Source organism: Spirillospora sp. NPDC000708, assembly GCF_040299565.1.
GTDB lineage: Bacteria > Actinomycetota > Actinomycetes > Streptosporangiales > Streptosporangiaceae > Spirillospora.
Genome location: NZ_JBEPCJ010000095.1, coordinates 23,457 through 42,289, shown reverse-complemented (window position 1 = coordinate 42,289; position 18,833 = coordinate 23,457). Strand labels below are relative to the sequence as shown.

Annotated in this window: 18 protein-coding genes and 1 riboswitch; of the genes, 11 read left to right on the top strand and 7 right to left on the bottom strand. The window is 73.9% G+C overall.

Going from position 1 to position 18,833, the window contains the following annotated elements; translation table 11 throughout:
- From ABT299_RS42870 to ABT299_RS42845, 6 genes are all read left to right on the top strand, one after another.
- The coding region (locus tag ABT299_RS42870) for an ABC transporter ATP-binding protein (RefSeq protein WP_500254272.1) at positions 1-519 on the top strand (519 nt) is incomplete at its 5' end.
- On the top strand, positions 516-3,137 hold the full coding sequence (locus tag ABT299_RS42865; protein ID WP_500254271.1) for an FtsX-like permease family protein: 2,622 nt from the start codon (positions 516-518) through the stop codon (positions 3,135-3,137). The genes ABT299_RS42870 and ABT299_RS42865, both read left to right, overlap by 4 nt.
- Before the next feature lie 85 nt (positions 3,138-3,222).
- On the top strand, positions 3,223-4,743 hold the full coding sequence (locus tag ABT299_RS42860) for a DUF2079 domain-containing protein (protein ID WP_500254270.1): 1,521 nt from the start codon (positions 3,223-3,225) through the stop codon (positions 4,741-4,743).
- Between the two features lie 383 nt (positions 4,744-5,126).
- Positions 5,127-5,765, top strand: coding sequence for a thymidylate synthase family protein (locus tag ABT299_RS42855; protein WP_387027213.1), 639 nt, complete (start codon positions 5,127-5,129; stop codon positions 5,763-5,765).
- A 220-nt stretch (positions 5,766-5,985) separates the two neighbouring features.
- Positions 5,986-7,572, top strand: a complete 1,587-nt coding sequence (serA, locus tag ABT299_RS42850; protein WP_190865084.1) for a phosphoglycerate dehydrogenase — start codon at positions 5,986-5,988, stop codon at positions 7,570-7,572.
- 496 nt (positions 7,573-8,068) lie between these two features.
- A complete protein-coding gene (locus ABT299_RS42845; protein WP_500254269.1) occupies positions 8,069-8,800 on the top strand; it encodes a (2Fe-2S)-binding protein in 732 nt (243 codons plus the stop codon).
- 16 nt (positions 8,801-8,816) lie between these two features.
- Here ABT299_RS42845 and ABT299_RS42840 read toward each other — a convergent pair whose 3' ends face one another.
- Positions 8,817-9,545, bottom strand: coding sequence for a CbtA family protein (locus ABT299_RS42840; protein ID WP_500254268.1), 729 nt, complete (start codon positions 9,543-9,545; stop codon positions 8,817-8,819).
- A gap of 9 nt (positions 9,546-9,554) precedes the next feature.
- Positions 9,555-9,788 carry a CbtB domain-containing protein gene (locus tag ABT299_RS42835; protein WP_387027219.1) on the bottom strand — a complete coding sequence of 78 codons (234 nt, stop codon included), beginning with the start codon at positions 9,786-9,788 and terminating at the stop codon, positions 9,555-9,557.
- A 32-nt stretch (positions 9,789-9,820) separates the two neighbouring features.
- Positions 9,821-10,009: riboswitch (cobalamin riboswitch) on the bottom strand.
- Positions 10,010-10,173: 164 nt separating this feature from the next.
- Between ABT299_RS42835 and ABT299_RS42830 the strand changes: the two genes are divergently transcribed.
- Positions 10,174-11,229, top strand: coding sequence for a 3-isopropylmalate dehydrogenase (locus tag ABT299_RS42830; RefSeq protein WP_433238992.1), 1,056 nt, complete (start codon positions 10,174-10,176; stop codon positions 11,227-11,229).
- A gap of 176 nt (positions 11,230-11,405) precedes the next feature.
- Positions 11,406-12,509, top strand: coding sequence for a branched-chain amino acid aminotransferase (locus tag ABT299_RS42825; protein WP_500254267.1), 1,104 nt, complete (start codon positions 11,406-11,408; stop codon positions 12,507-12,509).
- Between the two features lie 70 nt (positions 12,510-12,579).
- On the opposite strand, the gene ABT299_RS42820 is transcribed toward ABT299_RS42825, so the two are convergent.
- Both ABT299_RS42820 and ABT299_RS42815 read right to left on the bottom strand, forming a co-directional pair.
- Entirely contained in the window at positions 12,580-13,143 is a 564-nt protein-coding gene (locus ABT299_RS42820) for a hypothetical protein (protein WP_500254266.1), read from the bottom strand.
- Between the two features lie 77 nt (positions 13,144-13,220).
- Entirely contained in the window at positions 13,221-13,460 is a 240-nt protein-coding gene (locus ABT299_RS42815; protein ID WP_190865070.1) for a cold-shock protein, read from the bottom strand.
- Between the two features lie 374 nt (positions 13,461-13,834).
- On the opposite strand from ABT299_RS42815, the gene cimA reads away from it, so the two are divergent.
- Both cimA and ABT299_RS42805 read left to right on the top strand, forming a co-directional pair.
- A complete protein-coding gene (cimA, locus tag ABT299_RS42810; protein WP_190865068.1) occupies positions 13,835-15,412 on the top strand; it encodes a citramalate synthase in 1,578 nt (525 codons plus the stop codon).
- Positions 15,413-15,440: 28 nt separating this feature from the next.
- Complete coding sequence (locus tag ABT299_RS42805) at positions 15,441-15,722, top strand: GNAT family N-acetyltransferase (protein ID WP_387027228.1); 282 nt, start codon at positions 15,441-15,443, stop codon at positions 15,720-15,722.
- 54 nt (positions 15,723-15,776) lie between these two features.
- On the opposite strand, the gene ABT299_RS42800 is transcribed toward ABT299_RS42805, so the two are convergent.
- Entirely contained in the window at positions 15,777-16,136 is a 360-nt protein-coding gene (locus tag ABT299_RS42800) for an antibiotic biosynthesis monooxygenase family protein (RefSeq protein WP_500254265.1), read from the bottom strand.
- A 37-nt stretch (positions 16,137-16,173) separates the two neighbouring features.
- On the bottom strand, positions 16,174-17,469 hold the full coding sequence (locus tag ABT299_RS42795) for a cyclic nucleotide-binding domain-containing protein (protein ID WP_500254264.1): 1,296 nt from the start codon (positions 17,467-17,469) through the stop codon (positions 16,174-16,176).
- Between the two features lie 322 nt (positions 17,470-17,791).
- Here ABT299_RS42795 and ABT299_RS42790 point away from each other — a divergent pair, with 322 nt between their 5' ends.
- Positions 17,792-18,064: a hypothetical protein gene (locus tag ABT299_RS42790; protein ID WP_194737505.1), complete on the top strand. Its 273-nt coding sequence runs from the start codon at positions 17,792-17,794 to the stop codon at positions 18,062-18,064.
- Between the two features lie 56 nt (positions 18,065-18,120).
- Here ABT299_RS42790 and ABT299_RS42785 read toward each other — a convergent pair whose 3' ends face one another.
- On the bottom strand, positions 18,121-18,798 hold the full coding sequence (locus tag ABT299_RS42785) for a GNAT family N-acetyltransferase (protein WP_190865059.1): 678 nt from the start codon (positions 18,796-18,798) through the stop codon (positions 18,121-18,123).
- Positions 18,799-18,833: the final 35 nt, after the last annotated feature.

The following is an 18,833-nucleotide window of genomic DNA, read 5'->3' as shown; positions in this document are numbered from 1 at the left end:
GTCGCGGGCGCCGACCTCGGCGCGCTCGGGCCGGCCGCGCGGGCGGCGCTGCGGCGCCGCGCCATCGGCTACGTCTTCCAGGACCTCAACCTGATCCCCGCGCTCACCGCGGTGGAGAACGTGATGCTGCCGCGCGAGCTCGACGGCGCCCGCGCGCGCCGGGCCAGACGCGAGGCGTACCGGGCGCTCGCCGCGGTCGGCGTCGGCGACCTGGCCGAACGGTTCCCCGACGAGCTGTCGGGCGGCCAGCAGCAGCGCGTCGCGATCGCCCGCGCGCTCGTCGGCGACCGCCGGCTCCTGCTCGCCGACGAGCCGACCGGCGCCCTCGACAGCCACGCCGGCGAGGAGATCATGCGCGCGCTGCGGGCCCGCTGCGACGAGGGCGCCGCCTGCCTGATGGTCACGCACGAGTCGCGGCACGCCGCGTGGGCCGACCGGGTCGTGTTCCTGCGGGACGGCCGGATGGTCGACTCCACGCCGGGCCGCACCGGACCCGAGTCCCTCCTGGAGGCCGGGTGAGCGCCTACGGCGCCGCGCTGCGGCTCGCCCGCCGGGACGCGCTGCGCGCCAAGGGCCGCACCGCCCTCGTCATCTGCATGATCGGCCTGCCCGTGACGGCGATCGTCGCGCTGGCCGTGCTCTTCGAGACCAGCGCCTGGTCGGCGCGCGAGTCGCTGCCGTACGAGATCGGCGCCGCCGACGCCCGGCTCACCGGCGCGGCGCACGCGCCGGTCGGGCAGACGGCCGACGGCCAGGACATCATCAAACCGCGGGCGTCCGGGGGCGGCGACGCCGAGCGGCCCTGGACCACCCCGGAGATCACCCGGCGGGTCGCGGCGGCGTTCGGGCCGTCCGCGCGCGTCCGGCCGCTGGAGACCGGCGGCCGGATCGCGCTGCGGACCGCCCGCGGCTACCGCGGCGCCGACCACATCGGCCTCGACCTGCGCGACCCCATGACCCGCGGCATGCTCGAGATCACCGGTGGCCGGGCGCCCGCGCGGCCCGGCGAGGTGGCGCTCGCCCCCTCGCTCGGCTTCCGGCTCGGCTCGGACGTCCAGATCGACCGGTCGGGGACGACCGCGCGGGTGGTGGGGCACGTGCGGGACCCGCGCGAGCCCCGCCGGGCCCTCGCGCTCACCCTGCCCGGCGCGGTGCCGGGCCTGACGGCGCCCCGCCCGCAATGGCTGGTCGCCGGGGCCGGCCCGGTGACCTGGGACGAGGTGACCGCGCTCAACCGGAGCGGGATCACCGTGCTCTCCCGGGCGGTCGTGTCGGACCCGCCCGCGCGGGCTCGCGAGGAGTCCGTTCCGGCCGCCGGCCCGGACGGCACCGGTGTCGCCGTCGTCGCGATGGCCGTCGCCGTGGTCGTGCTGGAGGTCGTGCTGCTCGCCGGCCCCGCCTTCGCGGTGGGCGTGCGGCGGCAGCGGCACCGGCTGGCGCTGGTCGCCGCGTGCGGCGGCGACGCCCGGCACCTGCGCGCCGTCGTGCTGGCCGGCGGCCTGGTCCTCGGGGGCGCCGCCGCGGTGGCCGGAGCACTGCTCGGGCTGCTCGCGGCGGCCCTGGCCAAGCCGCTGTCCAAGGAGTTCCTCGGCGTCGTCCTCGGCCCGTACGAGGTGCCGTGGGCGCTGGTCGCCGTGACGATGCTGCTCGGCGCGGGCAGCGGCGTCCTGGCCGCCCTCGTGCCCGCCCTGCAGGCCGCCCGGATGGACGTCGTCGCCGCGCTCGCCGGGCGCCGGGAGGCCATCCGGGCGCGCCGCGGCTGGCCGGTCGCGGGCGCGGTCCTCGTGCTGCTCGGCGTCGCGGCCTCCCTGTTCGGCACCCGCGCGCTGCACGAGCTCGGGGCCGCGCTGGGCGCCGCCGCGATCGTCATCGGATGCGTCATGGCCACGCCGTGGCTGGTCGGCGCGGCGGGCCGGGGCGCCCGGTGGCTCCCGCTGCCGCTGCGCCTGGCCGTCCGGGACGGGGCGCGCAACCGGGGCCGCGCCGCCCCGGTCGTCGCGGCGATCATGGCGGCGGTCGCCGGGGTCACCGTGTTCGCGATCGGCGTCGCCAGCGACGCCCGGCAGGAGCGCGCCGAGTACGAGCCCCGGCTGCCGATGGGGTCGGCGATGGTCCGGCCGCCCCTGGGGAAGGCGGACGCCGTCACCGCCGCGATCGGGCGGGAACTGCCCCGGCTGCCGCTGGTCCCGCTGCGGACGCTGCCGGGGGAGGGGGCGGAGTGCGGTCAGGCCGACACCGCGAAGTGCCCGTCCGTCGGTTTCGCCTCCGGGCCGTCCCGGACCAGGACGGTCGTGCTCGACAACGTCGTCGGCGGTGCGCGCGAGGCGCGCCTGCTGCTCGGCCGCGACGATCCCGCCGTGACGGCCGCGCTCGCCGCCGGGAAGGTCGTCGTCTTCGGGTCCCCGCCGCTGCCCGGCGGCACCACGACCCTGACGGTCTCGTACTGGAAGGACGACCGACGGCACACGCTGCGGACGGTGCGCGGCGTCCCGGCGGTCGCCGTCCGCGAGGACCCGCACGTCCAGGCCCTCGTGCCGCCGTCGGTCGCGGCGCTCGCCCGGGTGCCCGTGCGGACCGAGGCGCTCGGCGTCGACCGGGCCGACCACCGGGTCACCGAGGCGGAGCAGGCCCGGCTGACCGAGGTCCTCGCCGCCTTCACCGACACCGACGACACCGTCTACGTGGAACGCGGGCACGTCGATTCGCCCTCGCCGATGCTGCTCGCGCTCGCGATCGCCGGGGCCGTCCTGGCCTTCGGCGGCACGATGATCGCGACGGGGCTGGCGGCCGCGGACGCCCGGCCCGACCTGGCGACGCTCGCGGCGATCGGCGCCCGGCCGGGCACCCGCCGGCTGCTGTCGATGGGCCAGGCCGGGTTCGTGGCCGTCCTCGGCTGCTGGCTCGGCATCGCGGCCGGATTCGTGCCCGGCGTCGCGGTCGCCCGCCCGCTCACCGAGGTCGCGGCGGTGCCGGCCGGCCCGGACGGGGCGCCCGCGGTCCCCGGGCACGGCCCGACCCTGGACGTCCCGTGGTCGCTCCTCCTGGCCGTCGGGGTGGCCGTCCCGCTGCTGGCGGTGGTGGCCGCCGCCGTGTTCACGCGCCGCGGCCTGCCCCTGACCCACCGTCCCGCCGACTGACGGGTCTCGCCGCGCCTCAACGGGCCCCGCCGGCGGGGTGAGGGGCATCGGTGGGGGCCGTGGAGGGGCTGGTAGCGTCCGGCGCGTGGCGGAGGTGGAGGCGGTCGCGGCGGAGGGGCCGGTCGGTGCGGGACGCCTCGGCACGCGGGCTCGGCGGCACATCTGGGCGATCGCGGCGCTCGTCACGGCGAGCGCCGCGCTCGACTCCGCGTTCGCGCTGCTGCGGCTGCGCGCGTTCCGGGCCAGCACCTACGACCTCGTGATCTTCGACCAGGCGGTCCGGTCCTACAGCCGGTTCGGCGCGCCGGTCGCGATCGTCAAGGGCGTCCACAACGGGTTCGGGCCCGGCTTCTCCGTGCTCGGCGACCACTTCTCGCCGCTCCTCGCGGTGCTGGCGCCGCTGTACTGGATCCACGACGGCCCGGGGACGCTGCTGGTCGCCCAGGGCGTGCTGTTCGCGCTGGCGATCGTGCCGATCTGGCGGTTCGCCGAGCGCCGGCTCGGCGCGGGCGCCGGGTACTGCGCGGCGGGCGCGTACGCGCTGTCGTGGCCGGTCGCCGAGGCGCTCGCGTTCGACTTCCACGAGGTCGCGTTCGTCCCGCTGCTGTCGGCGGTGATGATCGAGCGGTACAACGCGGGGCGGCGCGGCCGGGCGGCGCTCGCCGCGTTCCTCCTGCTGCTGGTCAAGGAGGACATGGGCCTGCTCCTCGCGGGGTTCGGGCTGTTCCTGCTGACCCGCCGGGGGGAGCGGCGCGCCGGACTGGCCTACCTGGCCGCGGGCGGCGCCGCGACGGCGGTGTGCTCGAAGATCGCCATCGCGGCCTTCGGCGGCGACAACGATTACTACTGGGCCTACACCTCGCTCGGCCGGGACCTCCCGCACGCCGCCGCGCACGTCCTGACGCACCCGTGGGACGCGGTCGCGCTGATCGGCACCCCGCCCGCCAAGCTCGCCATGATGGGGCTGCTCGTCCTGCCTCTGCTGCTGCTCCCGCCGGCGTCCCCGCTGACGCTGGTCGCCCTGCCGCCGCTGCTGGAGCGGATGCTCGCCGACCGCTTCGCCAACTGGTGGGCGCCGCACTACCACTACAACGCGTTCATCGTCGCGGTGCTCGTCCTGGCCGCTGTGGACGGCGCCGCGCGCCTGCGGGAGAACGCCTGGCTACGCTCCCGCGCCCGCCGGCTCGGGCGGTTCGGGAGGCGCCTGAGCCCCGGGTGGGTCCCGGCGGCCGGCCTGCTGGCCGCGGCGATCATCACCGTGCCGTTCTTCGCGTTCGGGGATCTCAGCGATCCCGCGCTCTACCGCCGCAACGAGCGCGCCTCGGCCGCCGCCGCGGCGGTCGCGAAGGTCCCGGACGGGGCGCTGGTGGAGGCCGCCAACGGTGTCGGGCCGGGCCTCAGCGGACGGACCCGCGTGCTCCTGTGGGACTGGCAGCCGCGCAACGCCCCGTGGGTCGTCGCGGACGTGCGGCGGCACACGTTCCCGTTCCCGTCGGTGGCCGAGCAGCAGCGGCGGGTCGCCCTGCTGAGGGCGTCCGGCTACCGGGAGGTGTTCGGCCGGGACGGCTACGTCGTGCTGCACCGGGACGGCCCGGACCCCTGGTGAGCGCGCCGTCCGCCGCCGCCGGGAAAGGCGGCGATCGTTTGGACGGATTGTCCAATGACCTTTGCGCGCCGGGGCGGTCAGAATGCCGGTGGAGATGGCTTCCAGGGTAAAAGAACCTATCCTTTTGGCGCACCTTGCCGGATACTTGAAGAAAGTCGCGACGGCCACGGCCGGCGCGGGAGCACCTGCGCGAACGCTCACGTGACCGCCGCCGGAACGGCGCTGGGGCGTGCACATGGACGGCGAGAGGCCGACAGGGACCGGACCGGGACGGCCGGCCGGGCGCGCGGCGCAATTCCTCACCGGCGCGGCAATGCCGCGGCCGGCGAAACGCCCGTTCCGCATTGGCGGTGATCGGGCCGGCAATGGCGCGGAGAGGTGACGTGCAGGCGCGAGAGGACAACGGCGTCCGGCGCTGGGAGACGTGCGGGAGGGCCTGGATCGGCGTCCTCCGGCACGTGTGGGCGGCCGGTGTCGCCGGCATGGAGGACGCGGGGCCGATCATCGAAGGGCCCCCGCTGCTGTTCGAGATCGACTCGCTGAGCTGGGAGGACCCGATCCTGCGCGAGTACGGCGACCGCGCGCGCCTCGCGCACCGCGACCGGGAGCGCGACCGGGACGCGGCGGCCGGCCGGTACGGGCCCCGGCTGCGCGACATCGACGGCGTCGACCAGCTGCACTGGGTCGTCGGCCTGCTGCGGGCCCGGCCGTGGACGACCAGCGCCTGGATCTCGCTGACGCTGCCGGGCGGCGACGCCGCCGCCGTGCCGTGCCTGACCGCGCTGTCGTTCCGCATCCGCGGCTACCGGCTGATCATGACCGGGATGTTCCGGTCCCAGGACGTCTTCCGCGGCTACCTGGCCTACGTCCCGCTGCGCGAGGTCCAGCTGCACGTGGCCGGGCGGCTGGGGCTGCCGGCCGGGCCGCTGCGGATCTTCGTGGACGTCCCGCACGTCCGGGTCGCCGACGCCGAGCGGGTCGCCGCCGTGCTGGCCGCGGTGCCCGAGCCGAACGCCGCCTGACGGGCGGCGCCCGTCCGGAGCCGGCCCCGGCCGCGCGACCAGGGGTAAGGGCGGCGCGGGCCCGGCGGACACCCCGGAGTTACCGACGGGTCTTTCCCTGTCGCGAACCCCGCCGCCCGCCGGGGGATAGACTCGCCGCTGGGGGCGAGGGCACGACGAGGTGACTCGCGCACTTCACCTGCACATCAGCCGAACATCCGACTTCCGAAGGACTGTTTCCTTGAGCAAGCCCGTCGTCCTCGTCGCAGAAGAGCTCTCCCCGGCCGGCATCGCCGTGCTGGAATCCGACTTCGAGGTCCGTCACGTCGACGGCAGCGACAAGGCCAAGCTGCTGCCGGCCGTCGCCGACGTCGACGCCCTGATCGTCCGCAGCGCCACCAAGGTCACCGCCGAGGTCTTCCAGCACGCCGGGAGGCTGCGCGTGGTCGCGCGGGCCGGCGTCGGCCTTGACAACGTCGACGTGGAGGCCGCCACCAAGGCCGGCGTCATGGTCGTCAACGCGCCGACCTCCAACATCGTCACCGCCGCCGAGCACGCGATCGCCCTCCTGCTGGCCACCGCCCGGAACGTTCCGCAGGGCCACTCCGCGCTCAAGCAGGGCGAGTGGAAGCGGTCCAAGTACACCGGCGTCGAGCTGCAGGGCAAGACCGTCGGCGTGCTCGGCCTCGGCCGCATCGGCGTGCTGGTCTCCCAGCGCCTCGCCGCCTTCGACATGAACGTGATCGCGTTCGACCCGTACGTGCAGGCGGCCCGCGCGGCCCAGCTCGGCGTGAAGCTCGTCACCCTGGACGAGCTGCTCCAGCAGAGCGACTTCATCACCGTCCACCTGCCGAAGACCCCCGAGACCCTCGGCCTCATCGGCGACCGCGAGCTGCACCAGGTCAAGCCGAGCGTGCGGATCGTCAACGCCGCGCGCGGCGGGATCGTTGACGAGGAGGCGCTCGACCTCGCGCTGAAGGACGGCCGGGTCGCCGGCGCCGGCATCGACGTGTTCAGCAGCGAGCCCTGCACCGACAGCCCGCTGTTCGTGCACGACAACGTGGTCGTCACCCCGCACCTCGGCGCCAGCACGCACGAGGCGCAGGAGAAGGCGGGCACGCAGGTCGCCCGCTCGGTGAAGCTGGCGCTGTCCGGCGAGTTCGTGCCGGACGCGGTGAACGTCCAGGGCGGCGCGGTCGCCGAGGACGTCAAGCCCGGCCTGCCGCTGGCCGAGAAGCTCGGCCGGATCTTCACCGCCCTCGCCGGCGGCGTGCCCGTCCGGCTGGACGTGGTGGTGCGCGGCGAGATCGCCGAGCACGACGTCAAGGTGCTGGAGCTGGCCGCGCTCAAGGGCGTGTTCTCGGACGTCGTCGAGGAGTCGGTGACCTTCGTCAACGCCCCGCTGCTGGCCCGCGACCGGGGCGTCGAGGTCACCCTCACCACCAGCGAGGACAGCCCCGACTGGCGGAACGTGGTGCAGGTGCGCGGCACGATGGGCGACGGCGGCGTGGTGTCGGTGTCCGGCACGCTGACCGGCCCGAAGCACGCCGAGCGGATCATCGAGATCAACGGCTACAACATGGAGCTGGTGCCGACCGCGCACATGGCGTTCTTCTCCTACGTCGACCGCCCGGGCATCGTCGGCGCCGTCGGCAAGCTGCTCGGCGACGCCGAGGTCAACATCGCCGGCATGCAGGTCGGCCGGGACGCCAAGGGCGGCAAGGCGCTGATCGCGCTGACCGTCGACTCCGGCATCCCGTCGCAGCTCGTCGACGCGATCTCCGCCGAGGTGGGCGCCGACATGGGCCGCCGCGTCGACCTGGACTGACCCGGGAGAGCGAGAGGTGACCGCCGCGGGCGGGCGTCCGGCACGGGCCGGGTGCCCGCCCGTCGTGGTCGTGAGCACCGTCACGTCTCATATGTTGAGATTTTACGCCACGGGTCGGGACAGTCGCCTGGACGGCGGGTACCGTCGAAGGCAGTCATGCGGCGTTTCGTGGTAATCCTTCGCTGCCGCAGCGGGGCCTGACATCGGCGGGCCGGCGCCGCTGCGGAGGTTCGACCCGGCCATGAGCCCGATTCCGCGCCCGGACCCGTGCGAACCACGCGTCCCGGGCGGCCCGGCATCCAGAGTCTCGGCGATTCGGAGCGAATCATGAACGACACCACCCGTACCGGCACGCCCGCGGACGACGCCGCGGAGGAGGCCGCCCGCGCCCTGCAGACGGCCCTGGACCGCCGCGACAACGGCGGCCACCCCTCGCGGTAGCGCGGCCCCGGGCCTCCCGGCAGACGCGCCGGCGCGGCATGACAGGGTGAACGCCATGCCGTCGCCGATGCCCGCCGGGGCCGGGGAGGTCGCGGAGGCGCTGCGCGCCGCCGGGCGCCTCGGGCCCTACTTCGAGATCACCACGGACCCGGCCGAGGAGGCCGACCCGACCTGGCGCCCGCTGCCCGAGCGCGACCCCGCGCGGCTCGCCGGCCTCACCGGCCTGTACGCCGAGCGGCTCGGCACCCGCGAGCGGCGCGTCGCCGCGTCCATCCTGTTCCAGGGCCTCGCGTCGCGCCTGTGGTCGCCGGTCGTCGCGGCGGCGGCCCGGGGCGTCGTCCCCGACCTGTCCGGCCTGCACTGGCGGTGGGCGCCCGGCGCCCCCATCGCGCTCTGGCTGGCCGAACCGCGCGGGCACCGGGCCGACGGCACCGCCGAAGCGGCCGGCCTGGTCCACGACGCGGTCGTGACCGGCCAGCTGGAGCCGCTGCGCGCGACGATGCTCACCTTCACCCGCCTCGCGGACGGCCTGCTGTGGGGGAACGCGGCGTCGGCCCTCGCCGGCGGCCTGAACGTCGGCCCGCCCGACGGCGCCCGCGCCGCGCTCGTCCGCGAACTCCTGGCCCGGCCCCCGCTGGCGGGCGCCGGGGTGTTCGGCCCGCGCGGCTTCGTCCGGCGCAACTGCTGCCTGTACTACCGCGTCCCGCCCGGCGGCGAGATGTGCGGCGACTGCGGCCTGCGCCGCCCGCCGCGCCGCGACGGGCCGCCGCCACGGGTGCGCCCGTGACGGCGGCCGGCGGCGGTCAGGCCGGGACGGCGGCCCGGTGGCGGGCCACCGAACGCTCGGTCAGGTAACCGAACAGCAGCCCGATCGTGCTCCACAGGACGAGCTGGACGCCCAGGGACGCGAGCCGGAAGTCCCACAGGACCGTGGCCGGGAAGTGCTCCGGAACCGCCTCGGGCTCCGGCGTGAGCCGGTACACGACCGCCAGCAGGACGGCGTAGCCGGCCGCGGTCGCCGTGATCGCGTTCCAGGCGCCGAGCCGGGGGACGAGGCGGCGGCACACGATCACCGCCGCGGTCGTCGCCAGGATCCCCAGCGCCATCATGCAGAAGTACAGCGCCGTCCTGCCGCCGATCGTGGTCGGGTTGCCGACCGCCGGGGGCGTCGCCGGGTACTTCAGGAACGGCACCAGCTCGATCGCCACGAACCCGGCGAGGGCTACCAGGGCGGCGGTGGCGCGCGCGCCGAGCCGTCCTAGCCGTCCGGACGCGAAGGCGAACGCGATCGAGAACAGCCCGCCGAGCGCCGTCCCGTACACCGCCATGGCGGTGGTCAGGCCGGCGGTCCTCTGCACGGTGCGGCCGACGACCTCCGGCTCGTGCCCGGCGTGCTCGGCGTGCGCCCTGGCCTCCTCGAACGCGATGGCGTGCCCGACCTGCGGCTCCCCGTACAGCCACGCGACGACCAGGGCGAGGGCGGCAGCGGCCAGGCCCGCGAGCATCCCGCGGACCAGCAGTGCTCTCATCATCGGCGCGGCCTAGTGGCAGGGGAAGCCGAGCAGGTGCCGGCCGTCGTGGGTGAACTCGTGCACCCAGGTGCCGCCGAAGACCGACGTCGCGCCCTGCTCGGCGCCGACGAAGTAGATCAGGATCGCGGCCAGCACGACGGCGAGCACCGCCCATGGCACGATGTCGCGGATCGGCAGGCGCAGGGGCGCCGCGGACGGCTCGGCCTGCGGGGACGTGGCGGACGGTACGGCGGACTCGGCCATGTCGGGTCTCCTCACGGGGTGCACTCGCCCCGGTTGCGGGAGGACGACGGGTCAGTGTCCTGACTCCCAGATCGCCGTCTCCCTCCGACCTTCCCGCCGGTGCGGCCGGCCGTGGTCGTGCTGGGGGAGACTCCCTGGTCACAGTGGCGGGACCGTCCTGGATTCGCACCAGGTTCCTGCGCACCGTCGCCTCGATGTGAACTTGTCGAGGAGAGCGTCTCCTCTCCCCACCGGCGCGTCAAGCCCGCGAAGGGTGACAAAGGTGACGTTCGCGCCGCCGTCCGCGGCGATCGTCCGCGGCCGCCGGGACCGCCCCGCCGAGACACCGATACCGGGATATGAGACGCAAGCCCAAGCAGTGAGACGTTTGCAGTACAGTACGCCCATGGCTTCCCGCAGCATTCGTCTGGCCGTCATTCCCGGTGACGGGATCGGCCCCGAGGTGGTCGCCGAGGGACTGAAGGTCCTCGAGGCCGTCGCCCCGTCCAGCGGCCTCGCGTTCGAGCAGACCTCCTACGACCTGGGCGCCGCCCGCTGGCACCGGACCGGGGAGACGCTGCCCGACTCGGTGCTGGAGGAGCTGCGCGGCCAGGACGTCATCCTGCTCGGCGCCGTCGGCGACCCGAGCGTCCCGAGCGGGACGCTGGAGCGCGGGCTGCTGCTGCGGACCCGGTTCGAGCTCGACCACTACGTCAACCTCCGCCCGGTGAAGCTGTTCCCGGGCGTGAAGACCCCCCTCGCCGACGTCACGCCCGACGACATCGACATGGTCGTCGTCCGCGAGGGCACCGAGGGCCCCTACACGGGCGTCGGCGGCGTCCTGCGCAAGGGCACCGAGCACGAGGTCGCCACGCAGGAGAGCGTGAACACCGCCTTCGGCGTCGAGCGGGTCGTCCGTTACGCGTTCGAGGTCGCGGCGTCGCGCCCGCGCAAGAAGCTGACGCTCGTCCACAAGGACAACGTCCTGACCTTCGCCGGTGATCTCTACCAGCGCGTCATGAAGCGGGTCGGTGCGGAGTACCCGCAGGTCACGACCGACTACTGCCATGTCGACGCGGCCACCATGTTCTTCGTCGGCCAGCCGCAGCGGTTCGACGTCGTCGTCACCGACAACCTGTTCGGCGACATCATCACCGACATCGGCGCCGCGATCGCCGGCGGCATCGGGCTCGCCGCGTCCGGGAACGTCAACCCCGACCGGACGGCGCCGTCGATGTTCGAGCCGGTGCACGGCAGCGCGCCCGACATCGCGGGGCAGGGCAAGGCCGACCCGACCGCCACGATCCTGTCGGTCGCGATGCTGCTCGACCACATCGGCGCGGGCGAGGCCGCCCGCCGCGTCGAGCAGGCCGTCTCCGACGACCTGGCCGAGCGCGGCGCGCTCGGGACGCGGTCGACCGCCCAGATCGGCGACGCGATCGCCAAGCGAGTATCGGGCTGAGGGCGCGCCTCTCTGGCCACGAGCAGGGACACTCCGGGCGCGCCTCGCGGCGCGCCCGGTTTTCCGTATGCGCCGCGTGCGAGGAGTGGGGTCGAGGAACAAAGTACGACAATAGGGACTAAGGACGCCGCAGCGGCAATGGGGCCGCGCCGGCGATCGGGAGAGGACGAACGGCGATGAGCGACACCCTGGACTTCGAGATCACGCTGACCGAGCGGCCCGCGACGGCCGCCGAGCGCGAGCGCGTCCTGGCCGATCCGGGCTTCGGCCGGTACTTCACCGACCACATGATCACCATCCGGTACTCGGCGGACCGGGGGTGGTACGACGCGAAGCTCGAACCGTACGGGCCGATCCCGATGGACCCGGCCAGCCAGGTGTTCCACTACGCCCAGGAGCTGTTCGAGGGCCTCAAGGCCTACAAGCAGCCGGACGGCTCGATCGTCACCTTCCGGCCGTACATGAACGCGGCCCGGATGAACCGATCCGCCAAGCGGATGGCCATGCCGCAGATCCCCGAGCAGCTGTTCGTCGACGCCGTCGAGCTGCTGGTCGCCACCGACAAGGCGTGGGTGCCCGACACCGAGGGGCACAGCCTCTACCTGCGGCCGTTCATGTTCGCCACGACCCGCGCCCTCGGCGTGAACAGCCCGGCGCACGAGTTCCTCTTCATGATCATCGCGTCCCCGTCCGGGCTGTACTACCCGCGCGGGATCAAGCCCGTCTCGGTGTGGCTGTCGCAGGACTACACCCGCGCGGCGCCCGGCGGCACCGGCGAGGCCAAGTTCGGCGGCAACTACGCCGCGTCGTTCGCGGGCCAGGCCGAGGCCGTCGCGCAGGGCTGCGACCAGGTCGTCTGGCTCGACGCGGTGGAGCACCGCTGGGTCGAGGAGGTCGGCTCGATGAACCTGATGTTCGTCTACGGCTCCGGTTCCGACGCCCGGCTGCTCACCCCGGCGCTCACCGGCACGCTCCTCGCGGGCGTCACCCGCGACTCGATGCTCACGCTCGCCCCGGACCTCGGCATCCCCGCCGAGGAGGGCAAGATCAGCATCGACGAGTGGCAGGCCGGCTGCGCGTCCGGCGAGATCACCGAGGTGTTCGGCTGCGGCACCGCCGCGATCATCAGCCCGGTCGGCCGGGTCAGGGGCCGCGACCGCGAGTGGACGATCGGCGACGGCGAGCCCGGCGAGATCTCCATGAAGCTGCGGCAGGAGCTGGTCGGCATCCAGTACGGCACCCGCCCCGACCCCTACGGCTGGGTCCACAAGATCGCCTGATCCGTGGTGGCGCCCGATGGCGCGCCCGTCCCCGGGTGCGCGCCATCGGGCGCGGTCATGGCCGGCCGCGTCAGCGGCCGTAGCGGACCGAGGTGGTGAGCGCCGAGCCCGCGGTCTTCGGGCTCACCCCCCGCGCGTCCGGGTTGATCGCGTAGTGGAAGGCGAACCCGACGAAGGCCCGTCCGGGCCTGCCGCCGACCTGCACCGGGAAGGTGCAGGTGCCCGAGAGGACGTAGACCTTGCGGACGCGGTGCGGCCGGACCGTGGAGTGCCAGACGTAGCCGACCGGGACGACGTGCCGGTCGTGGTAGCGGCCGTTCAGCCCGGTCGCCGTGCAGACCGCGTTGCCCCGCGCGATCGCCTTCAGCCTGCCGTTGGTGATCTGGAACGACCACGCCATCGGGTACTGCCGCGAGTACCGCCCGGTGAGCTTCACCTGCGCGTGGAACGCGCCGATCCGGTCCCGGTGCGCGAAGCTCTGATGCCGTTTGGTGAACACGAAGTATTGGGCCGCCGCGTCCGGGGCACGGTGCCTCGGACGGTTCTGCGCGGACGCGGCCGAGGCGGCGCCGAGCGCCATTGCCAGAGCCGTTCCGGAGATCACGGCCGTCCGGCCGAATGTGTGCATGCGCATGACAGGCATTCCCTTCGGAAATGGTCGCCGCCCGCCGGGTCCGGCGGGCGGCCGTGCCGGGTCCGCCGCGGGGCTCCTCAGCTCCGGCCCGCCCGCCGCACGTCCAGCGCGCGGTAGGCGTAGCCGTCCTGCTCGGCTTCCTCCCAGGTGAACAGCACGCTCTCACCGGGATCCAGGGAGGCGAAGCCGCCGGGTGCGGTGCGGACGGCGGAGAAGTGCGCCCAGACCTCGCCCGGGACGTCCGGCGAGACGAGCACGCCCCAGCCGTTCTCGTCGTCCCAGGACGCGACCGTTCCGCGAACCGGATCCCCGCTCATCGCAAATCCCTCCTCCGGCGGACAGCGCGATCCTCGGTCATTCACCCGGCCATGCGCAAGCGTGTTTACGCGATGAAAACCTTACTTAACCATGGGAGATCATTTCCCGCACTTCTATAAAGCGTTATCGGCTGAAATGGCGGAGGAGTTCGCGATGTGCGCCGCTTGTCTCGTCGTCTCAGCATCCGAGACAGGTGTCCCATGCACGGCGGGCGGTGTGGCAGACTGGGCCGCATCATGCGCCTCAGCCTCGTCATTATCGGCTGGCGCGCCGGCAACTAACGGGACACCGCCGGCGCGCAGACCTCTCACGTCCGTGAGGGGTCTTTTTTGTGCCCTGGCGCTGATCACCCATTCCTGGGGGGACCCACACCATGCACGGCGACGACTTCCACGTCTACGACACCACGCTCCGCGACGGCTCGCAGCAGGAGGGGCTGAACCTCTCCGTCGGCGACAAGCTCGTCGTCGCACGCCACCTGGACGACCTGGGCGTCGGCTTCATCGAGGGCGGCTGGCCCGGAGCCAATCCCAAGGACACCGAGTTCTTCAGGCGGGCTCGAACAGAGCTCGACCTGAGGCACGCGCGGCTCACCGCGTTCGGCGCGACCCGCCGGGCCGGGGTGAAGGCGGCCGACGACCCCCAGGTCGCCGCCCTGCGCGAATCCGGCGCGTCCGTCGTGACCCTGGTCGCCAAGAGTCACGACAGGCACGTCGAGCTGGCCCTCCGCACGACCCTGGAGGAGAACCTCGCGATGATCCGCGACACGGTCTCCCACCTGCGTGCGGAGGGCCAACGAGTCTTCCTGGACGCCGAGCACTTCTTCGACGGCTACAAGGCCAACCGCGCCTACGCGCTGGAGGCCGTGCGCACCGCCGCCGAGGCGGGCGCGGACGTCGTCGCGCTCTGCGACACCAACGGCGGCATGCTGCCCGACGAGCTGGCCGACGTCGTCCACGAGGTCGTCGGCCTCGGCGTCCGCGTCGGCATCCACTGCCACGACGACTCCGGCTGCGCGGTCGCGAACTCGCTCGCCGCCGTGAAGGCCGGCGCGACCCACGTCCAGGGCTGCGCGAACGGCTACGGCGAGCGCAGCGGCAACGCCAACCTGTTCACCGTCATCGGGAACCTCCAGCTCAAGCGGGGCATGGACCTGGTATCGGACGCCCAGCTGGCCGAGATGACCCGGATCGCGCACGCGGTCTCCGAGGTCACCAACGTCGCGCCCAGCTCCCAGCAGCCCTACGTCGGCCTGTCGGCGTTCGCGCACAAGGCCGGGCTGCACGCCTCCGCCGTCAAGGTCGACCCGGACCTCTACCAGCACATCGACCCGGCGGCCGTCGGCAACGACATGCGGATGCTGGTCTCCAGCATGGCGGGCCGGGCGTCCGTGGAGCTGAAGGGCCGCGAGCTCGGCTACGACCTGTCCGGCGACAAGGCCAAGGCCGTCGTGGACAAGGTCAAGGAGCTGGAGTCCACCGGCTACACCTTCGAGGCCGCGGACGCCTCGTTCGAGCTGCTGCTGCGCGAGGAGCTGACCGGCGTCCGGCAGCGGCACTTCGAGGTCGAGTCGTGGCGGTCCATCGTGGAGCGCCGCCCGGACGGCTCCATGGTCAGCGAGGCGACCGTCAAGCTGCACGCCAAGGGCGAGCGGATCATCGCGACCGGCGAGGGCAACGGGCCCGTCAACGCCCTGGACAACGCGCTGCGCATCGCGCTCGGCCGGCTCTACCCGGAGCTGGCGCGGCTGGAGCTCGTCGACTACAAGGTCCGCATCCTGGAGGGCGCGCACGGCACCGACGCCCGCACCCGGGTGCTGATCGAGTCCGCCGACGGGGAGCGCGAGTGGGGGACGGTCGGCGTCGAGGACAACGTCATCGCCGCGTCCTGGCAGGCCCTGGAGGAGGCCGTCACCTACTGCCTGCTGCACGCGGGGTACGAGGCGGGCTAACCCGCGCGGCGTGGGGCATGATCGGGGGATGAGCACCGAGATCACCGACAATGCCGGAGAAGGCCGCTACGAGATCCGGGTGGACGGCGGCCTCGCCGGGTTCGCCGAGTACGAGCGGCGCGACGGCGCGGTCGTGTTCACCCATACCGAGGTCGACCCCGCCTACGAGGGCAAGGGCATCGGCAGCGCCCTCGCCCGCGGCGCGCTGGACGACGTCCGCGCCAAGGGCGAGCCGGTCGTGCCGCTCTGCCCGTTCATCAAGAAGTGGATCGAGAAGCACCCCGACTACCAGGACCTGGTGAAGGGGTGACCGCGGCGGCGGGCGCGGATCCCACGGGGCTCGCGCCCGCCGCGTCGCGGCCGGTCAGCCCTGCTTGGGGCCGGCGCTCTCGACGACCTCGAAGCCCCACAGCTCCGAGCCGGACGCGGCGGGCCCGCCGTGCCCGTGCCCATGGCCGTGCCCGTGGCCTGCCGGGCGGTCGGCGGCGGCCTGCGCGTGCCCGTGCTGGAACGCCTGGCTCTGCGTCCAGCGCTCGAAGTCCTCCTCGCTGCGCCACCGGGTGTAGACGAGGTACCGGTCCTGGCCCTCCACCGGCCGCAGCAGCTCGAAGCCCTCGAAGCCCTCCGCGGACTCCACCAGCCCCGCCCGCCCGGCGAAGCGCTTCTCGATCTCCTCGCGCATCTCCGGGTTCACGGTGAGGACGTTGATCTTCACGACGGACACGCTCGACCCCCTTCACGTCTTGTCGTGCCCACCGTACTCACATCGCCTGCGGCCAGGACGCGCCCCCCTCCAGTGTCAGCCAGGCGGACAGCGACGCCTCCTTCACCCGCACGCGCACCCGCGCGTAACGGGCCGGGTCCACGAAGCCGGGCGCGGGCGCGAGCACGGTGTCGAAGACGAACTCCGACGCGACGAACGCCAGGTCGGCGCCGGTGTCGGCGACCCGCCGCTTCACCGCCGGCGCGTCCACCAGCCGCCGGGTCGTGATGATCGAGATGCCGGACACCCCGCGCGGGCCCTTCTGGACGGGCCCGACGTGCGCCGCCGCGCGGAGCTGGAGCCGCGCGGGCTCGGCGGCGCGCCGGTTGTACCGGCGCAGCTCCACGGCGAGCCGCGCCAGCATCGGGTCGAGGACCTGCTCGGTCGGCGTGCCCGGCGGGACGACGATGAGCGCGCCGTCGCCGCGGTCCTCGGTGTAGAGGTCGCCGAAGTCGATGCCGGACGCCGCGAACGCCTCCTCCAGCGACGCGTACATGGCGTCCAGGACGTGCCGCCGGTCGGCGTCGGTGCGGCGCGGCGAGCTGAACCCCTGGATGTCGGTGATCAGGATCGTGCAGTTGCCGCTCGGCCCGGCCGGCAGCGCGGGCCGCCGGTCCGGCTCGTCGCGCCGGCGCTCGGTCTGCCGCCGGTACACCTGGTCCTCCAGGACGGCCCGGACGCGCGGGTTGCCGTCCAGGAAGCCGGCGAACGCGCGGGCGTCCACCCGCAGCGCCCGCACGTCGCCCTCTGCGGTGACGGTGGCGGACCTGTCCCGGACCATCAGCGCCGCGCGCTCGCCGACCAGCTCCCCGGCGCCGCGGAACGCGAGGGTCCGCCGCTCGCCGCCCTCCCGGACCCACACGCGCGCCCAGCCGGCGAGGATGACGATCACCTCCTGCGCGAGGCCGCCCTCCCGGCAGAGCACGTCGCCCGCGCGGTAGCCGTGGTCCTGTCCCCGTTCCAGCAGCTCGCGCCGCTCGGCGGCGGTGAGCGCGCCCCAGAACGCCGCGGCCGGCGCCGCCGGAAGCAGCTCGGGCGCGGTGTCCGGGGGAGCGGGGCCGGTGTCGGCGGGCACGACCGCGCGCGGCGGCGCGGCGCCGGGCGCCCCCTGCGACGCGCCCGCCCTCAGGTACTGGACGAGCGCGCTGGTCATGGCCGCGATGCAGCAGCACACGAAGCCCAGCATCCAGCCCACGGCGGCGCCGGCCGAGCCGTCCAGTCCGTACCCGGCCAGCGCGCCCCCGCCGGCCGCGGCGACGAGCCATCCCGATTGCCATCGTGCCGGTGTTCCCACGGCGCTCTCCATCCCCGTCCGGCCGCGGCGCGTCGCGCGGGCCGGGCGTCCGGTGCGGAGCCCCACTTCCCTCACCAAGCACGGTACAGCGACGTACATACAATCGCCATACGATTGATGAGTGATCCATGGTGATACGTCGGTTGCCTGATGGCGAGAGTCATGCGAACCTGAGATCGGCAGGGTTTCCCCGGACGATGACCGGGAAAACATGCACCTACACCCTGTATCCGGGGCAGGGAAACGACGGCGGAACGCCGCACCGGCACCCGTGCCCCGCACGCCGTCCGGCACGGCCGGCCCGGATAGGAGAGAACCGCTCATGCCGAACCCCCGAGCAGCCTCCGACACGCCGGGCGACGCGGCGCCCCGAGCCGAGGGCGTCCCGCAGAACGAGCGGGTGACGCTGAACCTCACCGGCAAGGCCGTCCAGGCGCTCCAGCGCCTCCAGGACATGACCGGCTACAACAAGACCGACTGCATCAACCGGGCGCTGATCATCGCCGCCGAGGTCGAGCGCATGTCCCGCGAGCCCGGTGCCGTCTACTGGCGCGAGACCCCCGCCAGCGACCTCATGCTCGTCCGCTTCGTCTGACCCCGCCCGACCGGCCGCCCGCGCGTCGGAACGCGCCTGGTGTCACCCCGGCTTGTTCAACGGTGATGGTGAGGCGGGGCTGCGGGCGGGTCAGGCCACCGGGACGGCCCGATGGGCTTCGGCGAGGTCCACACCTCGATGATGCGGTGCACCGGCCGGCCGGGGGCATCGATCGGCCTCTCGAAGAGGGCTCCGGACGGTGTCGCGTCCTCGGTCTCGCGAGTCGCGACGTAGCTGAAGCCTTGGCGGCGGTAGTAGGCGTGCAGCTCGGTGTTGTCCGTCCAGACGTCGATCCTGAGCACGGTGGCGCCCTGCTGCAGTTCCTTGCCCTTGCCCGCCGCCCAGGTGATCAGCTCCGCGCCGAGACCGGTCCCCGCGTAGTCGCGGTCGATCACCAGCTGGTGCAGGTAGACCGCCTCGACACCGCGTTCCTCCTCGGTCCACAGCTCCGGATGGCCGAACGGCTGGAGGGTGACGGTGGCGATCGGGCGCAGGCCGTCGAACATCAGCCAGGTCAGGCCGTTCACGACGCGTTCGTAGACCCGCTTGTAGCGGCTTTCCGGATCGGGCCAGGGCCGGTTCCACTGGGTCGTGGACTTCTCGGTCCGCAGCCAGGCGGCCCTTCCGTCGATGAGGCCGAGGACGACCGGGACCTCCTCCGGGCGGGCCCGGCGGATGTGGTAGTCGGGTTGGGGGACCTGGCTGCGTCGGCAGGTCCTGCTGTCTGTGTCCACGGGCTCCTGACTCCGAGAGAAAGACCGAGCCCCCG

What these genes read in the sequence shown, in the direction of transcription:
- ABT299_RS42820 (WP_500254266.1), bottom strand. Translation starts at nt 13,143, where the DNA reads ATGCGCATGCACACATTCGGCCGGACGGCCGTGATCTCCGGAACGGCT.
- cimA (WP_190865068.1), top strand. Translation starts at nt 13,835, where the DNA reads ATGCACGGCGACGACTTCCACGTCTACGACACCACGCTCCGCGACGGC.
- ABT299_RS42840 (WP_500254268.1), bottom strand. Translation starts at nt 9,545, where the DNA reads ATGATGAGAGCACTGCTGGTCCGCGGGATGCTCGCGGGCCTGGCCGCT.
- ABT299_RS42845 (WP_500254269.1), top strand. Translation starts at nt 8,069, where the DNA reads ATGCCGTCGCCGATGCCCGCCGGGGCCGGGGAGGTCGCGGAGGCGCTG.
- ABT299_RS42815 (WP_190865070.1), bottom strand. Translation starts at nt 13,460, where the DNA reads ATGAGCGGGGATCCGGTTCGCGGAACGGTCGCGTCCTGGGACGACGAG.
- ABT299_RS42790 (WP_194737505.1), top strand. Translation starts at nt 17,792, where the DNA reads ATGCCGAACCCCCGAGCAGCCTCCGACACGCCGGGCGACGCGGCGCCC.
- ABT299_RS42835 (WP_387027219.1), bottom strand. Translation starts at nt 9,788, where the DNA reads ATGGCCGAGTCCGCCGTACCGTCCGCCACGTCCCCGCAGGCCGAGCCG.
- ABT299_RS42805 (WP_387027228.1), top strand. Translation starts at nt 15,441, where the DNA reads ATGAGCACCGAGATCACCGACAATGCCGGAGAAGGCCGCTACGAGATC.
- ABT299_RS42825 (WP_500254267.1), top strand. Translation starts at nt 11,406, where the DNA reads ATGAGCGACACCCTGGACTTCGAGATCACGCTGACCGAGCGGCCCGCG.
- ABT299_RS42830 (WP_433238992.1), top strand. Translation starts at nt 10,174, where the DNA reads ATGGCTTCCCGCAGCATTCGTCTGGCCGTCATTCCCGGTGACGGGATC.